This window comes from Rhizobium sp. BK008 (assembly GCF_014197345.1).
In the GTDB taxonomy this organism is placed as follows: domain Bacteria; phylum Pseudomonadota; class Alphaproteobacteria; order Rhizobiales; family Rhizobiaceae; genus Rhizobium; species Rhizobium anhuiense.
The window spans coordinates 71,085-87,046 of the sequence record NZ_JACIFK010000003.1 but is presented as its reverse complement, the minus strand read 5'-3'; the positions used below and the strand labels follow the sequence as shown (position 1 = coordinate 87,046).

The window sequence follows — 15,962 nt, the reverse complement described above, 5'->3', positions numbered from 1 at the left end:
GGCGCGCTATCCATCCTTCTTCTTATAGGCCACGCAGTCGATCTCAACCTTGCAATCGACCATCATCGACGATTGCACACAGGCGCGTGCCGGCGGATGTTCGCCGAAATACTCCTGATAGATTTTATTGAAGGTCCAGAAGTCGCGCGGATCGTCGAGCCAGACGCCGACGCGCACGACGTCCTCGACCCCGTACCCGGCCTCATCGAGGATCGCCAGCACATTGGCGATCGTCTTGTGGGTCTGGGCAATGATGTTACCGTCGATGATTTCGCCATCTTCCATCGCAACCTGCCCGGAAACATACAGCCATCCGTCGGCTTCGACCGCACGTGCGAAAGGCAGCGCCTTGCCGCCGGCGCCGGTTTGAACAGTGCCATAGCGCTTGATGGGCATGCTGAAGTCCTTGCAAATTATTTTCTTGATAAGTTGACAAATGACCATAGAAAGCGGAATTTGACCAGTGAAAAACGCGATTTATGAAAAGAATTTCAATCCGGGGCAAACATGCGCGATCCTTTCCTAAATCCTTTCCCGTCCGACAGTGCCCGGTCTGCGATCTGGGAAATGCTCGTTCCGCGCGATATCGATGCCTTTCTGGCCGCCGACTGGTCGATGGTCGAGCATGACTTCGTCGAAGAGGGCTTCATCGGCATCGACGGTCAGAAGGCCGTCAGCCCCGACAAGTGGCGCCTCGCATTTCCGACGCTGTCGGCCTATCGCGAGGAATGGCTGAGGCAGGCCAGGGATTTCGCCGCACAGAGTTTCGCGGAAGATGCGCGCACGGCGATCTTCACCACGACGACGCTTGAGGATATCGAGATCGAAGGCGACATGGCGCTTGTCCGCAAGAAATTCGACGGCGGCATTTCCAAGCCTGACGGCACCCGCGATATCATGCAATGGCAGACGCTTTATTATTGCAGGCTTCACCAAGGACGCTGGAAAATCTCAGGTTTCACCGGCTACCTGCCGAACCCGATGGGTTGACGCGGGGACGACAACACGAAGGCCACTTTCTTGCGCATTTTCACCGCAGCACTGGCGACCGAGACCAACACCTTTTCCCCGATCTGCGTGGATCGCCGCGCATTCGAAGCCTCGCTTTATGCCCCGCCGGGCCAACATCCGGAAACGCCGACGCTCTGCACCGCGCCGATCACCGTCGGAAGGCGCGTCACCCGAGAAAAAGGTTGGGAGCTGATCGAGGGAACCGCCACCTGGGCCGATCCCGCCGGTCTCGTCAACCGGGCGACCTACGAAGAATTGCGTGACGAAATCCTCGATCAACTCCGCGCGGCAATGCCGGTCGACGCTGTCGTGATGGGCCTGCATGGCGCCATGGTGGCCGCCGGATACGAGGACACGGAAGGCGATCTTCTCGCGCGCATGCGCGAGATGGTCGGGCCCGACGTGCTAATCTGCGCCGAACTCGATCCGCACAGCCATCTCACGGCAAAACGCGTCGCGGCACTCGATTTCGCCGTCTATTTCAAGGAATTTCCGCATACGGATTTCGTCGATCGCGCCGAGGATCTCTGGCGCATCGCCGTGGAAACACTGGAAGGCCGGGTCAAGCCTGATATGTCGGTATTCGACTGCAAGATGATCGACGTCTTCCCGACATCGCGCGAGCCGATGCGCTCCTTCGTCGACAAGATCATGCGGATCGAGAAGGATGATCCGGACATCCTGTCGATCTCGGTGATCCACGGTTTCATGGTGGGCGACGTTCCCGAAATGGGAACGAAGCTGCTTGTCGTCACCGACGACAAGCCGGAAAAGGGCGCGGCTCTGGCGCGCGAACTCGGCCTGGAGCTGTTTTCCAAGCGCGGCACCTTCATGGTCCCGCAGATCGACGAGAAGGAAGCCGTGTCGCGGGCGATGGCCGCCACCGCATGGCCCGTCGTCATTGCCGACGTCTGGGACAATCCGGGCGGCGGCACGGCAGGGGATGCCACTGTCGTCCTGGGCGAACTCCTGGCCCGCGGCGTCACCAGCGCCGCGATCGGCACGATCTGGGATCCGGTGGCCGTGCAGATCTGTTTTGCGGCGGGCGAGGGGGCGGAGATTCCGCTGCGCTTCGGCGCCAAGTCGGCACCCGGCACCGGCAATCCCATCGACGGTACCGTGAAGATCGTCAAGCTCTTGAAGAATGCCGAGATGCAGTTCGGCGAGAGCCTCGCACCTTTCGGCGATGCCGCCCATATCGTGCTTGACGGCATCGACATCATCCTCAATTCCACCCGCGCCCAAAGCTTCGATCCGAGCCTTTTTTCGGTGATGGGCATCGATCCCACCAGGCAGAAGATCCTGGTGATCAAATCCACCAACCACTTCTTCGCCTCCTTCTCGAAGATCGCAGCGGAAATCCTTTACTGCTCCGCCGGAACGCCCTATCCCAATAATCCGGCAACGACGCCATACCAGCGGGCACCGAAGACCATCTGGCCGATCGTCGCCGATCCACATGGGATAGAACGCGGAGCCGCCTAGATGCCTGACACCCCGTTTGCCGTCGTCGCCAAGGCGGGCGACAGGATCGCCGATCTCTCGACGCCGCGTCCCGTGATCGACGAAGACAGGCTGGCGGCAAACATCGCCCGCGTTCAATCCTATATGGATCAGCACGGGCTGAACTTCCGGCCGCATATCAAGACGCACAAGATCCCGGCCCTGGCCGTCGCGCAGACTGCCGCGGGCGCCAAGGGCATCAATTGCCAGAAGGTGACGGAAGCCGAAGTCTTCGCCGCAGCCGGCTTCGAGGACATCCTCATCACCTTCAACATCCTCGGACCGCAGAAAATCGAGCGGCTGGCCAGGCTGAACGACAGGATTTCAGCGCTGAAGGTCGTCGCCGACAGCGAAGTGACGGTAGACGGCCTGGCAGCACATTTCTCCGGCCACAAGCCGCTGAACGTCCTGGTCGAATGCGATACCGGCGGTGGCCGCTGCGGCGTACAGACGCCGGGGGAGGCGGCCTCGCTCGCCAAGCGCATCGCCGCCGCCGACGGACTGACCTTCGGCGGCATCGTGACCTATCCGAAGCCGCAATCGGCGGCCGCCGTGGAAGCCTTCATCGCTGAAACGCTGGCACAGCTGAAAGCCGAAGGCATAACCTGCCAGATCGTCAGCAATGGCGGCACACCCAGCCTCTTCGAGGCCCATCTCGTCAAATCGGCCACCGAACACCGCGCCGGCACCTATATCTACAACGACCGCCAGATGGTGCGCATGGGCCATTGCACCGAGGACGATTGCGCCATGCATGTGCTGGCGACCGTGGTGTCACGGCCAAATGCCGACCGCGCCGTCATCGATGCCGGCTCAAAGGCGCTGACCTCGGATCTCCAGGGCTTCAGCGACTACGGCCTGATCGTCGGTTATCCCCAAGCGCGGATCACCAGCCTCTCGGAAGAACACGGCGTCATCGACCTCGCGAATTGCACCGGCCCCCGCCCGCAGATCGGCGAGAAGCTCTTCATCATCCCGAACCACACCTGCGTGGTCTCCAACCTGTTCGATACGATGGTCTTCCATCGCGGCGGCATCGTCACCCGCGTCGAGGAAGTCGCGGCCCGCGGTCTCGTCTGGTAGGGGTCCGTTCAGGTCAGGGGAGTGACGCAAAGCTCGCGCATGGGACATTTGCGCGCCGACCGACCTTGCTCGGGGCTAGCATGAAGGGCGCGATCAACGCCACTCCTCATCCGTACGGTCACTTTCATAGCGCAGGTGCCTGCGGTCATGGTGCTCCCGAGTGGTTTCAGTCCCGGCCATCTCGATCCTCCGTAGTCTTCGCAAACCACAGAGAATCACAAATTACTGAAATCACTCAACTTAATTTGCGGCTGGCTCTTACATTCGGGCTGGTAGGGGTTGTCCAGCCCGACCGCGAACTCCTGTCGAAAGCTTCTCTTGCTACGGCGACCTCCGGCAGTTTCACCAACGTCCACTTGTGGAGTTCTTGGAGGGGTTCACGTAACGTCTGGCCAAGTGGCGTCAGCTGATATTGTACAGCCACTGGCGACAGTGAAATTACCTCTCTCGCTATGAGACCGTTCCGTTCAAGGCGACGGAGGCACTGAGTGAGAGCCTTCTGAGTCACGCCTTGCAAGCGGCGGCGAATGGCATTGAAGCGCTGCGGTCCGTCATCAAGAACCGCGATCACCATCATCGACCACTTGTCAGCAATCTGATCGAATAGAGCTCGGCTCGGACATTCAGAAGAAAAGCAGAGCGGTTCCAGTTCAAGCATGATGGTTTCCTTCGATATACCTAGGCGACTTCAAGTGCCTGATTGACGCTAGGTTTACTTCATATACCTGTAGCTTCGTTCAACGCAACGGAGTTCTACTGATGCCCAGTCCCAATACAAGCAGCCTGTTTCGACCCTTCACGATCCGGTCGCTTGAACTCAAAAATCGCATCGTCATGGCGCCCATGACCCGCCTTTTTGCGTCTGAAGGCGTGCCGGGGTCGGCGAGCGCTGATTACTATCGGCGCCGGGCAGAAGGTCGCGCCGGACTGATCTTATCTGAAGGCACCGTGGTCAATCGCCCTGCCTCCCGCAACGACAGCGGAATCCCGTTCTTTCATGGCGATGCGGCACTGCAGGGGTGGAAGAATGTGATTGACGCTGTCCATGGTGCTGGAGGTCGTATGGGGCCACAGATCTGGCACACGGGAGCGACGCGCTACATCAATAATTGGGAGCCCGATGCCCCGGTGGAAAGTCCGTCCGGTCTCGACGCACCCGGTGACGCGCGCGGCGTGGCGATGACCGAAGAGGACATCGCAGATACTATCGCAGCCTTCACCAAAGCCGCGGCAGACGCCAAGCGGCTTGGTTTCGACACCATCGAGATCCACGGCGCGCACGGCTATCTGATCGATCAATTCTTCTGGGCGGGCACCAATCTGCGGACGGACCGGTACGGCGGACCAACGATTAAGGAACGCTCGCGCTTTGCGGTCGAGATCGTCAGCGCCATGCGTGAAGCGGTAGGCCCCGACTTCCCGATCATCATGCGCGTCAGTCAATGGAAGCAACAAGATTTCAGCGTGCGCCTCGCAGAAACGCCAGCAGAAATGGAGACCTGGCTATTACCGTTGGTCGAGGCGGGAGTCGATGTCCTTCACATGTCGCAACGCCGCTTCTGGGAACCGGAATTCCCGGAGATTGACGGCGAGAATGGTCTCAATGGCGCAGGCTGGGCAAAGAAAGTGACGGGTGCCGCAACAATCGCGGTCGGATCGGTGGGCCTTGACAACGACGTTACTGCCAGCGCCTTCGTCGGCAAGGGATCAACCACAGCTAGCCTCGATCGCTTAATCGAGCGAATGGATCGGAATGAGTTCGACCTGATTGCGGTGGGTCGCGCGCTGCTCACTGATCCGAATTGGGTCGCCAAAGTTGAAGACGGCGGTTTTTCGGGATTGAAAGGGTTCGACCCAACTTCCTTATCCGAGTTGGTCTGACGCAAAGGGGTGGGCGCATGGGCCATTTGCACGGCCGACCGGCCTTGCTCGGAGCTGACATGAAGGGCGCGATCAACGCCCACTCCTCACATACAATCGCTTGCATAGCGCCGGTGCCTGCGGTCAACAAGCGTGTTGACCGAACGAGAGGGCCCAGCAATCAAGTGACCTTTGGCAGTCTCGCTTTGATCTTTCGTCCTCGCGATGCGTCTGGATCTGTTGGGAACGAGCTGGCCTGCGTAAGTCATCAAGTCCACCAATGCCTTCCTCTGTACAGCATCGATTATGCCCCCAACGCTTGCCGAGATCGCGCTCGCCGACACCGAGCCGGCTCAAGCGGCCGTCGGATTGATCAGGTTCATATCGATTTCGGTCAGTTCCACGCGCCGCTCGAAGGCAATGCCCGCCTCGTCGAAGAGGTGGCAGTCCGCAGCATTGATGCCGGTTGCGACAGGCGCATCCGCGCGGATGCCGACGCTGCCGGGCAGCATGGCGCAGAAATTCTCGGCTTCGCCGTTCAGCGAGGCGTAAGCGACCGTATTTGCCCCGAGGCGCTCGATGACCGTCGGCGTCACGGTAAAGACGATATCGCCGCCGCCGAGCTGGATATGCTCCGGCCGGATGCCGAGCGTCAATGCCTTGCCGGCCATGCCGTCACGCGGCGTCACGGGCAGAACGGCTGTCTGGCCTTGATAATCAACCTCGACGCCATTGGCGCTGACGCCCTTGCAGGTCACGGGAAGAAAATTCATTTTCGGATTGCCGATGAAGCCGGCGACAAACTGGTTTGCCGGCTTGTGATAAAGCTCCAGCGGCGCCCCCGTCTGCGAGATATCGCCGGAATCGAGCACCACGATACGATCGGCCATGGTCATCGCCTCGACCTGATCGTGCGTCACATAGATCATCGTCGCCTTCAACTGCCTGTGCAGCTTGGCAAGCTCGATGCGCATGTCGGCGCGCAGTGCTGCGTCGAGGTTGGAAAGCGGCTCGTCGAACAGGAAGATCTTCGGTTCGCGCACGATGGCGCGGCCGATCGCGACGCGCTGGCGCTGGCCACCGGAGAGCATGCCGGGTTTCTGCTGCAGCCGCTGTTCGAGGTGAAGGATGCGGGCGGCATTTTCCACCTTGGCCTTGAGCTTTTCCTCTTCCATCCTTTCGACGCGAAGCGGGAAGGCAATGTTTTCGAAAACAGTCATGTGCGGATAGAGCGCGTAGGACTGGAACACCATGGCGATGCCGCGCTTGACCGGCGGCAGGTCATTGACCCTGATACCATCGATAACGATATCGCCCGCGCTCGTCGCGTCGAGACCGGCAATCATGCGCAGCAGGGTGGATTTGCCGCAGCCTGACGGGCCGACGAAGACGACGAACTCGCCGTTCCTCACCTCGAGCTGCACGCCCTTCAGAACTTCGTAGTCGCCATAGAACTTCTGAACTTTGTTGAGAAGGAGCTGTCCCAAAAATCTGTCTCCACCGGCGGCCTTGTCGCACATTCGATCGGGGAGGGATCGCGGGCTGTGCACCCGCGATCCCAAAGAGTCCAAAGCGGTTTACTTGAACGCTTCGATTTCGCCGGCAGCCTTCTTCAGCGCAGCTTCCGGTTCGGCCTTGCCCGTCACCACCGACTGAATCATCTCGATGATCGAGTTCTGGAAGCCCTTGTAGTCGGTGAAGAGCGGTTCGGGACCACCATAGTTGATACCCTCGATGAGCGGCTTCCAGTAAGGATCCTTGGCGACGAACTCGTCGACCTTTGCCGACGGGCGCAGCGGGGTCAGGCCGGCACCGCCCTGCAGCTCGTATTCCGACTGGACGTCGGGCGAGGTGATGAACTTGGCGAATTCCGTCGCCTTCTCCTCGACCCCCGAACCCTTGAAGATCGCCAGGCTGTCGGTGATCAGCAGCGTGCCGGGCCCCTTGGCGTCGGGACCCAGCGGCAGCGTCGCAATGCCCCAGGCAATCTTCGTCTCCTTCAGCCTGGAGGCGGCGCCCGATCCTGCCTGGATCATGGCGACCTTGCCGTCGAGGAAGATGGCGCGGACTTCGTTCTGCTCATAGGCCGTCGGGCCTTCCTCGGAGTAGGGGACGATATCCTTGTAGGCCTTCAGTGCGGCGAGAATCTGTGGGCTGTCGAGCGTGACCTTGCCTTCGGCATCCGTCACCGCGCCGTTGTTGGTGTAAACCCAATGCATGAACTGGTGCATCGTGTTGTCGAAGGTCTTGGCGGAGAGACCGAAGCCCGGAATGCCGGTCTTTTCCTTGATGGTCTTGGCCATCTCGATTTCCTCAGCCCAGGTCTTCGGCGGCTTCTCGGGATCGAGGCCGGCCTGCTTGAAGAGGTCCTTGTTCCAGTAAAGCGCCTTGGTGGAGAAAGCGATCGGGACGCCCCACTGGGTATCCTCGAAGGTCACCGTGTCGACGATGTGCGGATAGTAGCTCTTCTTTTCGTCATCGGTCATCGGCACCGGGACGATCAAGTCGTTCTGCGCGAATTCCTTCAGCGTGCGCGAGCCGACATAGGCCATGGCAACGGGCGTGCCGGCGGCGGCGAGCGTCGTTGCCTTGTCCTGGCACTGCGCCCAGCCGACAACTTCGGGCGTGACCTTCCAACCTGCGTTCTTTTCTTCCCACTGCTTGATGTATTTGGTATGGACCGGGTCGATCGTGTCGCCGCAATAGATCCAGCTGATTTCCTTGTCGGCCGCCTGGGCAGTGACTGCGGTCAATGCCGTCGAACCGAGCAAGGCGAGGGCCATCAGGCCTGTCTTGATGGTAATGCTCACGTCGTGACTCCCATTCTTGTGTTAGCTGTTCACTCGTTTTTTGGTCTTATTGTTTCACCGCACCGGCGGTCAGCCCGCCGACAAGGTAGCGCTGAAGGAAGAAGATGACGACCATCGCCGGCGCGATACCGACGAAGGAAGCCGCCATCAGTTCGTTCCAGATGACCTCCTGCTTGCCGAAGTAAGCAAAGAGCCCCACCGGCAAGGGCATGTATTCGCTCTTCGAGTTGAACGTCAGCGCGAAGATGAATTGCTGGGCGTAAGCGCCGATGAAGGTGGTTATGGCGACGACGATAATCCCCGGCATCGCAATGGGCAGGATGACACGGCGCAGCGTGTAGAAATGGCTGGCGCCATCCATGTAGGCCGCTTCGTTGAGCTCCTGTGGAATGCGGATCATATAGGTGCGCAACAGCCAGATCGCCGACGGGATCAGGAAGGCGACGCCCGGCACGATCATGGCGAGATAGGTGTTGAGCACGCCCATGCTGCGCATCAGCCGGAAGAGCGGGATCAACAGCACGGCGCCGGAGAACATGTTCACCGTCAGGAACGCGCCGAGCAGGATCCCCATGCCCTTGAATTCGAACTTCGCGAAGGCGTAAGCCGCCGGAATGACGAGGCAGAGCACGATCAGCGTGACGATGATCGAGATGAAGAACGAGTTGAAGATATAGCGCCCGAAGCCCGGCACGCTGATCCACATTGTCCGGTAGGCTTCGAACGAGCCGTTCTCCGGCCAGAAGCGGTAGGGCGAGGAAAAGAGCTGGGCGAGCGGCTTCAGCGACACCAGGAAGCCCTCGACGAAGGGCGACAGCACGAAGAACAGAAACATTGCGATGCCGCAATAGATCAGGATGATTTCCCACCAGCGGTAACGGTCGATCATGGAGGCACTGCTCATGCGCGCTTCTCCGGATTGAGACGGCGGGTGACGCGGAAATAGGCGAAGCAGAAGAGCGACAGGAAGATGCAGATCAACACAGCGCGCGCTGCACCTTCCCCGTATTTCTTCGAACCGATCGCCGTCTGATAGGTATCGATGATCATCGTCGTCGTCTCGCCGCTCGGTCCGCCCTGCGTCAGGATCCAGATGATGTCGAACGAGTTGAAGGTGGCGATCAGCGACAGCATCGACATGGTGATGATCGCCGGAACCATCAGCGGCAGGGTGATGCGGCGGAAGCGGTACCAGCGGCCGGCGCCGTCGGTCCAGGCAGCCTCGTAGAGATCCTTCGGAATGGATTGGATCGCCGCCAGGAAGTAGATCGTCACCAGCGGCACACCAATCCACACATCGGTGATGATCGTTGCCCAGAAGGCGGTACTGCCATAGGCGAGGAAGGCGACCGGGCCGTCGACGAGACCGAAGCGCTGCAACAGGCCTGATATCATTCCGAACTGGCCGTTATACATCCAGCCCCACATGAAGATGCCAATGGCCATCGGCACGATCCATGGCGGCATGGTCAAAAGCCGGAATAATGAGCGCCCCGGCACCGCCGCATTCAGCATGCATGCGCCGAAGGTGCCGATCACCATTTTCAGGGCGACCGAGAAGAACGTCCAGATGAAGGTCCGGAAGATGACTTCCGCAAACCGCTCATTGAAGATCTTCTCGTAGTTGATCCAGCCCACCCAATTGGTGGTCTTCCTCAGCGATGCATCGGTGAAGGAGAGAATGAACGTATCGACCAGCGGATAGGCGACGATCGCCAGAACATAGAGGACAGCCGGGAGAAGAAGGATCCAGGCGAAGATGACCGTGCTTCTTTGAACACTCATCTTGCCGCTCTCCTCAAGCCGCTCTTGCGTGAAGGGCTTCGTCGAAACGGTCCCAGATCGGTCTGAGATCGACGACCGTTTTCTTCATCCTCGCCTCGTCCATCGCCAGAGCCAGAATGCCGGCTTCGAGCGCATTCAGCGTGGAAACGGGAAGTTCGAGCCCGGTGCGCACGCTTTCAAGCAGGTCGCTCGCCATCTGTTCATCGGCGCCGTAATGCTGGGAGAGCTCGGTGGCGGCATATTTGTTTTCGACCACCTTGTTGCCGGTCAGCTGTTCGTGAACGTCGAGATAGCCGCGCACGAAATCGCCTTCGGCCATGCCGCGCGACCCCATGATGGCGAAACGGCGGAACTGGTCGGGCACGTTCAGATTGGTGTGAAAGTTCATGCCGACGCCATTGGCATATTCGACGATCGCCACCTGATAGTCGATGATATCGGCATCGCTGTCGAAGACCTTGTCCGAGCCCATCCATCCGCTCGGCTTGCGGTGAAAAAGTTCGAGGTCGTTGATGCCCTCGCGCGCCGGATCGTTGGCCGGAGTAAAGCTCTTGCGGCCGCCGAAACTGGCGACGCGTTCCGGCCGTGCGCCGACGACGCCATTGTAAAGATCAAGGTCATGGCAGCATTTCTCCAGCATGAAGCTGCCGGAGTAACGCTCATAGCGGCGCCAGTCGCGCATGAAGAAGGCGCCGTGATAAGGCTCGATATGTTCGGAGGCCTCGATCGACACGATCTGACCGAGCTTGCCCTCGGCCTGGATGGCGCGGAGATCCTTATAAAGAGGGGAATAACGCAGCACGAGACCGACCATCAGCCGCTCGTGGCCGAATTTTGCCATCAGATGGGCAAGCTCGATGCTTTCTGCGATGGTCGTGACGATCGGCTTTTCACAGAAGACCTTGAGACCGGCCTGAAGGCCGAGCCTGATATGGTCGAGATGGAGGTGATTGGGGGAGCCGATCATCAGCAGATCGAGCTTTTCGGAAGCGAGGAGTTCTTCCGGCGAACCATAGGCCTTGCCGACTGAAATGCCCTTTTCCGTCAATCCGGGAAGTCCGGCGGGTTCCGGATCCACATAGCCGACAATGTCGAAGCTGCTATCGATTGCCTTGAAAACATAGCCGAGATAGCCGAGCCGGAATCCTAGCCCAATGATTCCCACTTTCATGCCGATCAAGTTCCCATTTAGTAATTTATTTTCTTTAAGTTGGGACAAAAATCGAGAGGCGTCAATAGAAAACGGGCCTCAAAGCGCGAGTATGAAATTAATTTTCATAGATCGATAGCCGGCGGCCCATTGCTTGCAACAACTGGGCGGACGCGGTTCGCCAGATGGACGTTGGCGCGCATCCTCCCGAAGCCAAGTCAGTCATCCAGCGCCGGTTGCCCCAGCCGACAAGCTCACGCGAAACTCGCGAAATGTTGAAAAGAGTCGCGAGCTTACCTGTGTAGGATGGTGCGAGAACAAGGAGGCAGGAGGAGCCATCATGACGCGTATGACAGCCAAGGATTTCCCTCAGGAACTTCTCGAACTCTACGATTATTACGCCCACGGGAGAATTACCAAGCGTGAGTTTCTCGACCGGGCCGGCAAATTCGCCGTCGGCGGCGTGACGGCCGCCGCCATTCTTGCGTCGCTGAGCCCTGACTATGCGCTGGCGACCCAGGTCGAGTTCACCGATCCCGATATATCAGCCGAATACATCACCTATCCCTCGCCAAAGGGAAATGGAGATGTGCGCGCCTATCTCGTCCGCCCGAAAAACGTGACCGGCAAAGTTGCGGCCGTGGTGGTCGTTCACGAGAACAGGGGCCTGAACCCCTATATCGAGGATGTGGCGCGCCGCGTGGCAAAGGCGGGTTTCGTAGCACTTGCCCCGGATGGCCTGACGTCGGTCGGAGGCTACCCCGGCAATGACGAAAAGGGGCGGGAGCTTCAGCAGAAGGTCGACCCGGAAAAGCTGATGAACGACTTCTTCGCGGCGGTCGAATTTTTGATGCATAACGATCTCACCACCGGCAAGGTCGGCATCACCGGCTTCTGCTATGGCGGCGGCGTCGCCAACGCCGCGGCGGTGGCCTATCCGGAACTTGCCGCAGCCGTGCCCTTTTACGGCAGGCAGCCGCGCGCCGAGGACGTGCCGAAGATCAAGGCGCCCTTGCTTCTCCATTATGCCGGGCTGGACAAGGGGATCAACGAAGGCTGGCCGGCCTATGAAGCTGCGCTGAAGGCATCGGGAAAAACATTCGAGGGCTACATCTATCCCGACGTCAATCACGGCTTTCACAATGATTCCACCCCCCGCTACGACGAAGCGGCAGCCAAGCTCGCCTGGCAGCGAACGGTCGACTGGTTTACGAAATACCTCGCCTAGAAGTCCGCGGCCTGAACGTTGATGTTGGCGGGGAGATTTTCCCCGCCGCCGATCCGCCGCCGTGGCTTGTCAAGGCGACTGATGGTCGGTGATCAGTCTCCAGACGGCATCGTCGCCGGACAGGTTTTCAAAATCGGCAAGCTTGCGAAGCTGCAGGAAAGAGGCCTCGGACACATTCCGATTTCCCCAGCGCAAGCAGTCCATGAACTTGACTTCGCGTTCATGCACACTCATCGGCGCTTCGAGCGATCCCTTTGCATGCAAGCGAGACTTGCTCAAGATGCCCCCATCGCGCGTCGTGACGGTGACGACGTGCGGGAGGCGCTCCACGCCTTTTTCCTCTTCGGCCGAATAGGACTGCATTTCGATGCACGGCATGAGTTCCCGGATTTCCGGCCGCCCAATCTCCTGCCGCGTAAAATCCGAAAGGCTAAGGGAGCCTTTGAGGAAAGCTGTCGCCAGGCAATATTGCATCGAGAAGCGGGCCTGCATCTCATCGATGGGGTCGGGATAAGCGAGGTTGCGGGCAGCGGATATGCCGACTTTTGTCTCGATCCGGGCAATGTCGCCAGCCAGAAGCCCACGCTCCTGCTTCAGATCCAGAAGCGCGTCGATGGCGCGATGGGTCGAGGCGCAACAGGGATGGCGCTTGGTCACCACGCCTCGGCTTTCGATGACATGTTCCTCCTCGAAGGTCAGGCCCTGCCAGCCGTTGGCATCATTGCCCCCGAAGAGATCGAGGAAACCTTGCGGCCGCTCGAGGATATCCGGCCGCCCGCTCATGCCGGCCAGCGCCATGCGCGCCGCGTCCACGGCATGGCGCGCGGCAATGCCGGCGTGAAGCGGTTTGGCGGTCGTGCCGAATTGCCCTTTCGGGCCGCAGGCGAAGCTCGTCGCCAGGCTCATCGCCGCGACGAGTCTCTCTTCGTCGGCGCCGAGAAGCCGTGCCACGCCAGCCGCAGCCCCGATGCTGCCGACCGTCGCTGTCGCGTGCCAGCCCCTGTTGTAGTGAGAGGGATTGACGCCAAAGCCGACCGCCGCCTGCGCTTCCAGCCCGGCGAGGTAGGCCTCGAGAAACCGTCTTCCGCTCGTCACCTTGCCGCTGGTCAGAACCGCCAGCAGCGCCGGCACCAGCACCGCGGAAGCATGCGCCCTCGCCGGATGGAAATTGTCATCGAAATCCAGCGCATGCGCCGCGGTTGCGTTGATGAGTGCGGCGAAAGAGGGCGAGGCGGAGCCGCCGGTGACGAGCCGCGCTTCGCCGCCTCCGGCGATTTCCCCGTCGAAGGCGCGAATGAGTGCCGCAATGCTCTCATCGCCCCGGCCGGCAATCATGCAGCCGATGGTGTCCACCGCAGCATCTCTTGCCCGCTCCATGGCGACGTCTGAGAACGTTGTTCGCGACAGGACCTGTTCCGCGATCTTCCGGAGAATGGTGGCCATTGACGAAAGTCTTTCCGTGAGTTTGGTTCTCGGCGGAAAATGTTCAACTTTCCGCAGCTCCGCAATCTTATGCGGATCGCGGGTAGGGCTATCGACATTGGAGATAGAATGGCGCGAGACACGAGTGCGGCGATCAGCCTGAAGCATATCGAGGCCTATGACGCCATCGCCGCGACGGGCTCGACGATCGCCGCTTCCGTCGAGCTCGGGATCTCGCAATCGAACGCCAGCCGCTTGCTGCAGCAACTCGAAGACTATCTCGGCGTCCGGCTTTTCGAACGGGAAAAGAACCGGCTTCAACCGACCCGCGAGGGGCTGCAGCTCGGCCCGGAAATCCGGGCCATTTCCGACCGGCTGCGCGCCTTGAAAACCGCGGCGATGGAGCTCGAGAGCGGTCGGTCGCGCGAGATCATGCTGCGGCTCGCCTTTCCCTCCAGCCTTTCCTCGACGCGCATTCCGAAGCTGGTGAAGAATTTTCTCGCCGCCAATGGTCCGATGCGCGTCGAAGTCGCGTCCGGCAGCTATCTGGCAATCGAACGGATGGTGGCCGACGGCGAAGCCGATCTCGGTTTCGCGCGGCTGCCACTGATGAGCCCGGGGTTGAAACAGGAGAAGATCCTGTCGTCGCGGATTGTTTGCGTCCTGCATAATGATCATCCCAAGGCCGGCAGCCGCCTATTGTCGGTCGGCGAGCTGAAGGGGCAGGATCTGATCATGCTGAACAGGGAGCGGCCGGTTCGCCATGAGCTGGAGGCGTTGTTCTACAACGCCGGCATCCGCCAACGCCCCCTGCTCGAGGCGCATTCGGTGGCGAGTGCCTGCGCTCTGGCCGCCCAAGGGCTCGGCATTGCGCTGGTCGGTGAGATCATCGCCCGCGAATATGCGACGCTGCCGCTGCAGTTCATCCCGCTCGAACCGGAACTGCCGGTTGCCTACGCGCTGATCAGCGGCGAGAAATTTCCGATGCCCAAGGCCGCCAGCCTCTTCCTTCAAAGCATTTCGGACTGGGCATGATGACGGTGCTTGGACTGTCCCGGGGGATCGCAAACGCATGAATATCAAGCAACTGGAAGTCCTGCGCACGCTTCTGGCGACGGGGTCGACGATTGCCACGGCAAAGACGATGGGTCTCAGCCAGTCCGGTGTCAGCCGCCTCCTCCAGCAGCTCGAGGCGGATCTTTCGATGTCGCTTTTTGTGCGCGACAAAGGCCGTCTCATTCCCACGCCCGAGGCCCTGCTTCTTGCCCGCGATGCCGAGAACATCTTGCTGGCGGTCGATCGGATGTCGGGTCATGCGGAGGACCTAAGAAGCGGCGCCGCCGGTCCGGAGATCGTCCGCATCGGCCTGCCGAGCAGCATGTGGGAGCATTTCGCGCCGGCCATGCTGGTCGATTATATCAGGGATTTCCCCGGTGTGCGGATCGAGACCTTCTTCGAGACGACGACTGCGATCAACAAGCTTGTCGAGCAGAGGGTGATCGATTTCGGCTTTCTGCGCATGGAGGGCGAGAGCGGACCGGGCATCGAGGTCGAGCGCGTCGCCACCGGCGAAAGCGTCTGCGTCGTTCCGAAGGATCATCCTCTTGCGAAACTGGAGGAAATCACGGTCAAGAATTTGCGCGACGTTCCTCTCATTCTGATCGGGCGCCAACGGCCGAATCGCATGGCGCTCGACCAGACCTTCCGGCGAGCCGGCATCAAGCAGATCGTCAAGATCGAGACACATACCAACAGTTCCGCCTGTTCCTATGTCGCGCATGGCCTTGGGGTCACGATCATCAGCAGCTTTTATGCCAATCTCTATCGCCACCTGCCGGTGGTTCACCGTCCTTTCGTGCCACGCGCGACCCAAGAATTCGGATTGGCGAGGGCGGTCGGGACGCCACTCTCGATTGCTGCCCACGCTCTGAGCGACGCCTTGAAGCGACAGATCCGGCTTTCGCAAAAAGACGTTTGAAATTAAGCTATTAGCCTGAAGCCTTGCGCGAACGCAGTCGCTTTGGTTGCGGTCGTATTCCGCATAGACTTATGACGGAATCGCATAATATTGCGGATATTTCTTCATTCGATCATAGTCTGCGGCAACGAA

15 protein-coding genes are annotated in these 15,962 nt (G+C 60.0%); 7 read left to right on the top strand and 8 right to left on the bottom strand.

Features of this window, described 5'->3' with window-relative positions; all coding sequences use genetic code 11:
• Positions 1 to 6: 6 nt before the first annotated feature.
• Positions 7 to 396 (bottom strand): RidA family protein, encoded by a 390-nt coding sequence (locus tag FHT69_RS15090; RefSeq protein ID WP_012555064.1) that lies wholly within the window; start codon positions 394 to 396, stop codon positions 7 to 9.
• A 111-nt stretch (positions 397 to 507) separates the two neighbouring features.
• Between FHT69_RS15090 and FHT69_RS15085 the strand changes: the two genes are divergently transcribed.
• Genes FHT69_RS15085 through FHT69_RS15075 form a run of 3 tightly spaced genes read left to right on the top strand, consistent with a single transcriptional unit; the run spans position 508 to position 3,597 of the window.
• Entirely contained in the window at positions 508 to 990 is a 483-nt protein-coding gene (locus FHT69_RS15085) for a hypothetical protein (protein ID WP_047613290.1), read from the top strand.
• A 30-nt stretch (positions 991 to 1,020) separates the two neighbouring features.
• Positions 1,021 to 2,496 carry a M81 family metallopeptidase gene (locus tag FHT69_RS15080; protein ID WP_097630908.1) on the top strand — a complete coding sequence of 492 codons (1,476 nt, stop codon included), beginning with the start codon at positions 1,021 to 1,023 and terminating at the stop codon, positions 2,494 to 2,496.
• Positions 2,497 to 3,597: a D-TA family PLP-dependent enzyme gene (locus FHT69_RS15075; protein ID WP_097630909.1), complete on the top strand. Its 1,101-nt coding sequence runs from the start codon at positions 2,497 to 2,499 to the stop codon at positions 3,595 to 3,597. It abuts the gene before it with no gap.
• Between the two features lie 235 nt (positions 3,598 to 3,832).
• On the opposite strand, the gene FHT69_RS15070 is transcribed toward FHT69_RS15075, so the two are convergent.
• Positions 3,833 to 4,255, bottom strand: coding sequence for a winged helix-turn-helix transcriptional regulator (locus FHT69_RS15070; RefSeq protein ID WP_097630910.1), 423 nt, complete (start codon positions 4,253 to 4,255; stop codon positions 3,833 to 3,835).
• A 101-nt stretch (positions 4,256 to 4,356) separates the two neighbouring features.
• Here FHT69_RS15070 and FHT69_RS15065 point away from each other — a divergent pair, with 101 nt between their 5' ends.
• Positions 4,357 to 5,478: an NADH:flavin oxidoreductase gene (locus FHT69_RS15065; RefSeq protein WP_132573337.1), complete on the top strand. Its 1,122-nt coding sequence runs from the start codon at positions 4,357 to 4,359 to the stop codon at positions 5,476 to 5,478.
• Positions 5,479 to 5,810: 332 nt separating this feature from the next.
• Here FHT69_RS15065 and FHT69_RS15060 read toward each other — a convergent pair whose 3' ends face one another.
• The 5 genes from FHT69_RS15060 to FHT69_RS15040 form a co-directional block, all read right to left on the bottom strand.
• Positions 5,811 to 6,944, bottom strand: coding sequence for an ABC transporter ATP-binding protein (locus tag FHT69_RS15060; protein WP_097630912.1), 1,134 nt, complete (start codon positions 6,942 to 6,944; stop codon positions 5,811 to 5,813).
• A gap of 90 nt (positions 6,945 to 7,034) precedes the next feature.
• On the bottom strand, positions 7,035 to 8,240 hold the full coding sequence (locus tag FHT69_RS15055; RefSeq protein WP_047613511.1) for an ABC transporter substrate-binding protein: 1,206 nt from the start codon (positions 8,238 to 8,240) through the stop codon (positions 7,035 to 7,037).
• A 73-nt stretch (positions 8,241 to 8,313) separates the two neighbouring features.
• On the bottom strand, positions 8,314 to 9,171 hold the full coding sequence (locus tag FHT69_RS15050) for a carbohydrate ABC transporter permease (RefSeq protein ID WP_097630913.1): 858 nt from the start codon (positions 9,169 to 9,171) through the stop codon (positions 8,314 to 8,316).
• A complete protein-coding gene (locus FHT69_RS15045) occupies positions 9,168 to 10,052 on the bottom strand; it encodes a carbohydrate ABC transporter permease (RefSeq protein ID WP_047613282.1) in 885 nt (294 codons plus the stop codon). The genes FHT69_RS15050 and FHT69_RS15045 overlap by 4 nt, the downstream gene beginning before the upstream one ends.
• A gap of 13 nt (positions 10,053 to 10,065) precedes the next feature.
• Positions 10,066 to 11,223, bottom strand: a complete 1,158-nt coding sequence (locus FHT69_RS15040) for a Gfo/Idh/MocA family protein (RefSeq protein ID WP_097544667.1) — start codon at positions 11,221 to 11,223, stop codon at positions 10,066 to 10,068.
• 319 nt (positions 11,224 to 11,542) lie between these two features.
• On the opposite strand from FHT69_RS15040, the gene yghX reads away from it, so the two are divergent.
• Entirely contained in the window at positions 11,543 to 12,430 is an 888-nt protein-coding gene (gene yghX, locus FHT69_RS15035) for a YghX family hydrolase (RefSeq protein ID WP_028756487.1), read from the top strand.
• Positions 12,431 to 12,499: 69 nt separating this feature from the next.
• Here the strand turns inward: yghX and FHT69_RS15030 are convergent, their stop codons facing one another.
• Positions 12,500 to 13,873: an MmgE/PrpD family protein gene (locus tag FHT69_RS15030; protein WP_183905564.1), complete on the bottom strand. Its 1,374-nt coding sequence runs from the start codon at positions 13,871 to 13,873 to the stop codon at positions 12,500 to 12,502.
• A 39-nt stretch (positions 13,874 to 13,912) separates the two neighbouring features.
• On the opposite strand from FHT69_RS15030, the gene FHT69_RS15025 reads away from it, so the two are divergent.
• Together FHT69_RS15025 and FHT69_RS15020 are read left to right on the top strand one after the other, a co-directional pair.
• Positions 13,913 to 14,887, top strand: coding sequence for a LysR family transcriptional regulator (locus FHT69_RS15025; protein WP_183902946.1), 975 nt, complete (start codon positions 13,913 to 13,915; stop codon positions 14,885 to 14,887).
• Between the two features lie 37 nt (positions 14,888 to 14,924).
• Positions 14,925 to 15,830 carry a LysR family transcriptional regulator gene (locus FHT69_RS15020; protein WP_028756484.1) on the top strand — a complete coding sequence of 302 codons (906 nt, stop codon included), beginning with the start codon at positions 14,925 to 14,927 and terminating at the stop codon, positions 15,828 to 15,830.
• Positions 15,831 to 15,962 lie beyond the last annotated feature (132 nt).

Excerpts from the sequence above, each read along its gene's own strand:
- FHT69_RS15090 (WP_012555064.1), bottom strand. The coding sequence starts at position 396 with ATGCCCATCAAGCGCTATGGCACTGTTCAAACCGGCGCCGGCGGCAAG.
- FHT69_RS15085 (WP_047613290.1), top strand. The coding sequence starts at position 508 with ATGCGCGATCCTTTCCTAAATCCTTTCCCGTCCGACAGTGCCCGGTCT.
- FHT69_RS15075 (WP_097630909.1), top strand. The coding sequence starts at position 2,497 with ATGCCTGACACCCCGTTTGCCGTCGTCGCCAAGGCGGGCGACAGGATC.
- FHT69_RS15070 (WP_097630910.1), bottom strand. The coding sequence starts at position 4,255 with ATGCTTGAACTGGAACCGCTCTGCTTTTCTTCTGAATGTCCGAGCCGA.
- FHT69_RS15065 (WP_132573337.1), top strand. The coding sequence starts at position 4,357 with ATGCCCAGTCCCAATACAAGCAGCCTGTTTCGACCCTTCACGATCCGG.
- FHT69_RS15055 (WP_047613511.1), bottom strand. The coding sequence starts at position 8,240 with ATGGCCCTCGCCTTGCTCGGTTCGACGGCATTGACCGCAGTCACTGCC.
- FHT69_RS15050 (WP_097630913.1), bottom strand. The coding sequence starts at position 9,171 with ATGAGCAGTGCCTCCATGATCGACCGTTACCGCTGGTGGGAAATCATC.
- FHT69_RS15045 (WP_047613282.1), bottom strand. The coding sequence starts at position 10,052 with ATGAGTGTTCAAAGAAGCACGGTCATCTTCGCCTGGATCCTTCTTCTC.
- FHT69_RS15040 (WP_097544667.1), bottom strand. The coding sequence starts at position 11,223 with ATGAAAGTGGGAATCATTGGGCTAGGATTCCGGCTCGGCTATCTCGGC.
- yghX (WP_028756487.1), top strand. The coding sequence starts at position 11,543 with ATGACGCGTATGACAGCCAAGGATTTCCCTCAGGAACTTCTCGAACTC.
- FHT69_RS15030 (WP_183905564.1), bottom strand. The coding sequence starts at position 13,873 with ATGGCCACCATTCTCCGGAAGATCGCGGAACAGGTCCTGTCGCGAACA.
- FHT69_RS15025 (WP_183902946.1), top strand. The coding sequence starts at position 13,913 with ATGTTCAACTTTCCGCAGCTCCGCAATCTTATGCGGATCGCGGGTAGG.
- FHT69_RS15020 (WP_028756484.1), top strand. The coding sequence starts at position 14,925 with ATGAATATCAAGCAACTGGAAGTCCTGCGCACGCTTCTGGCGACGGGG.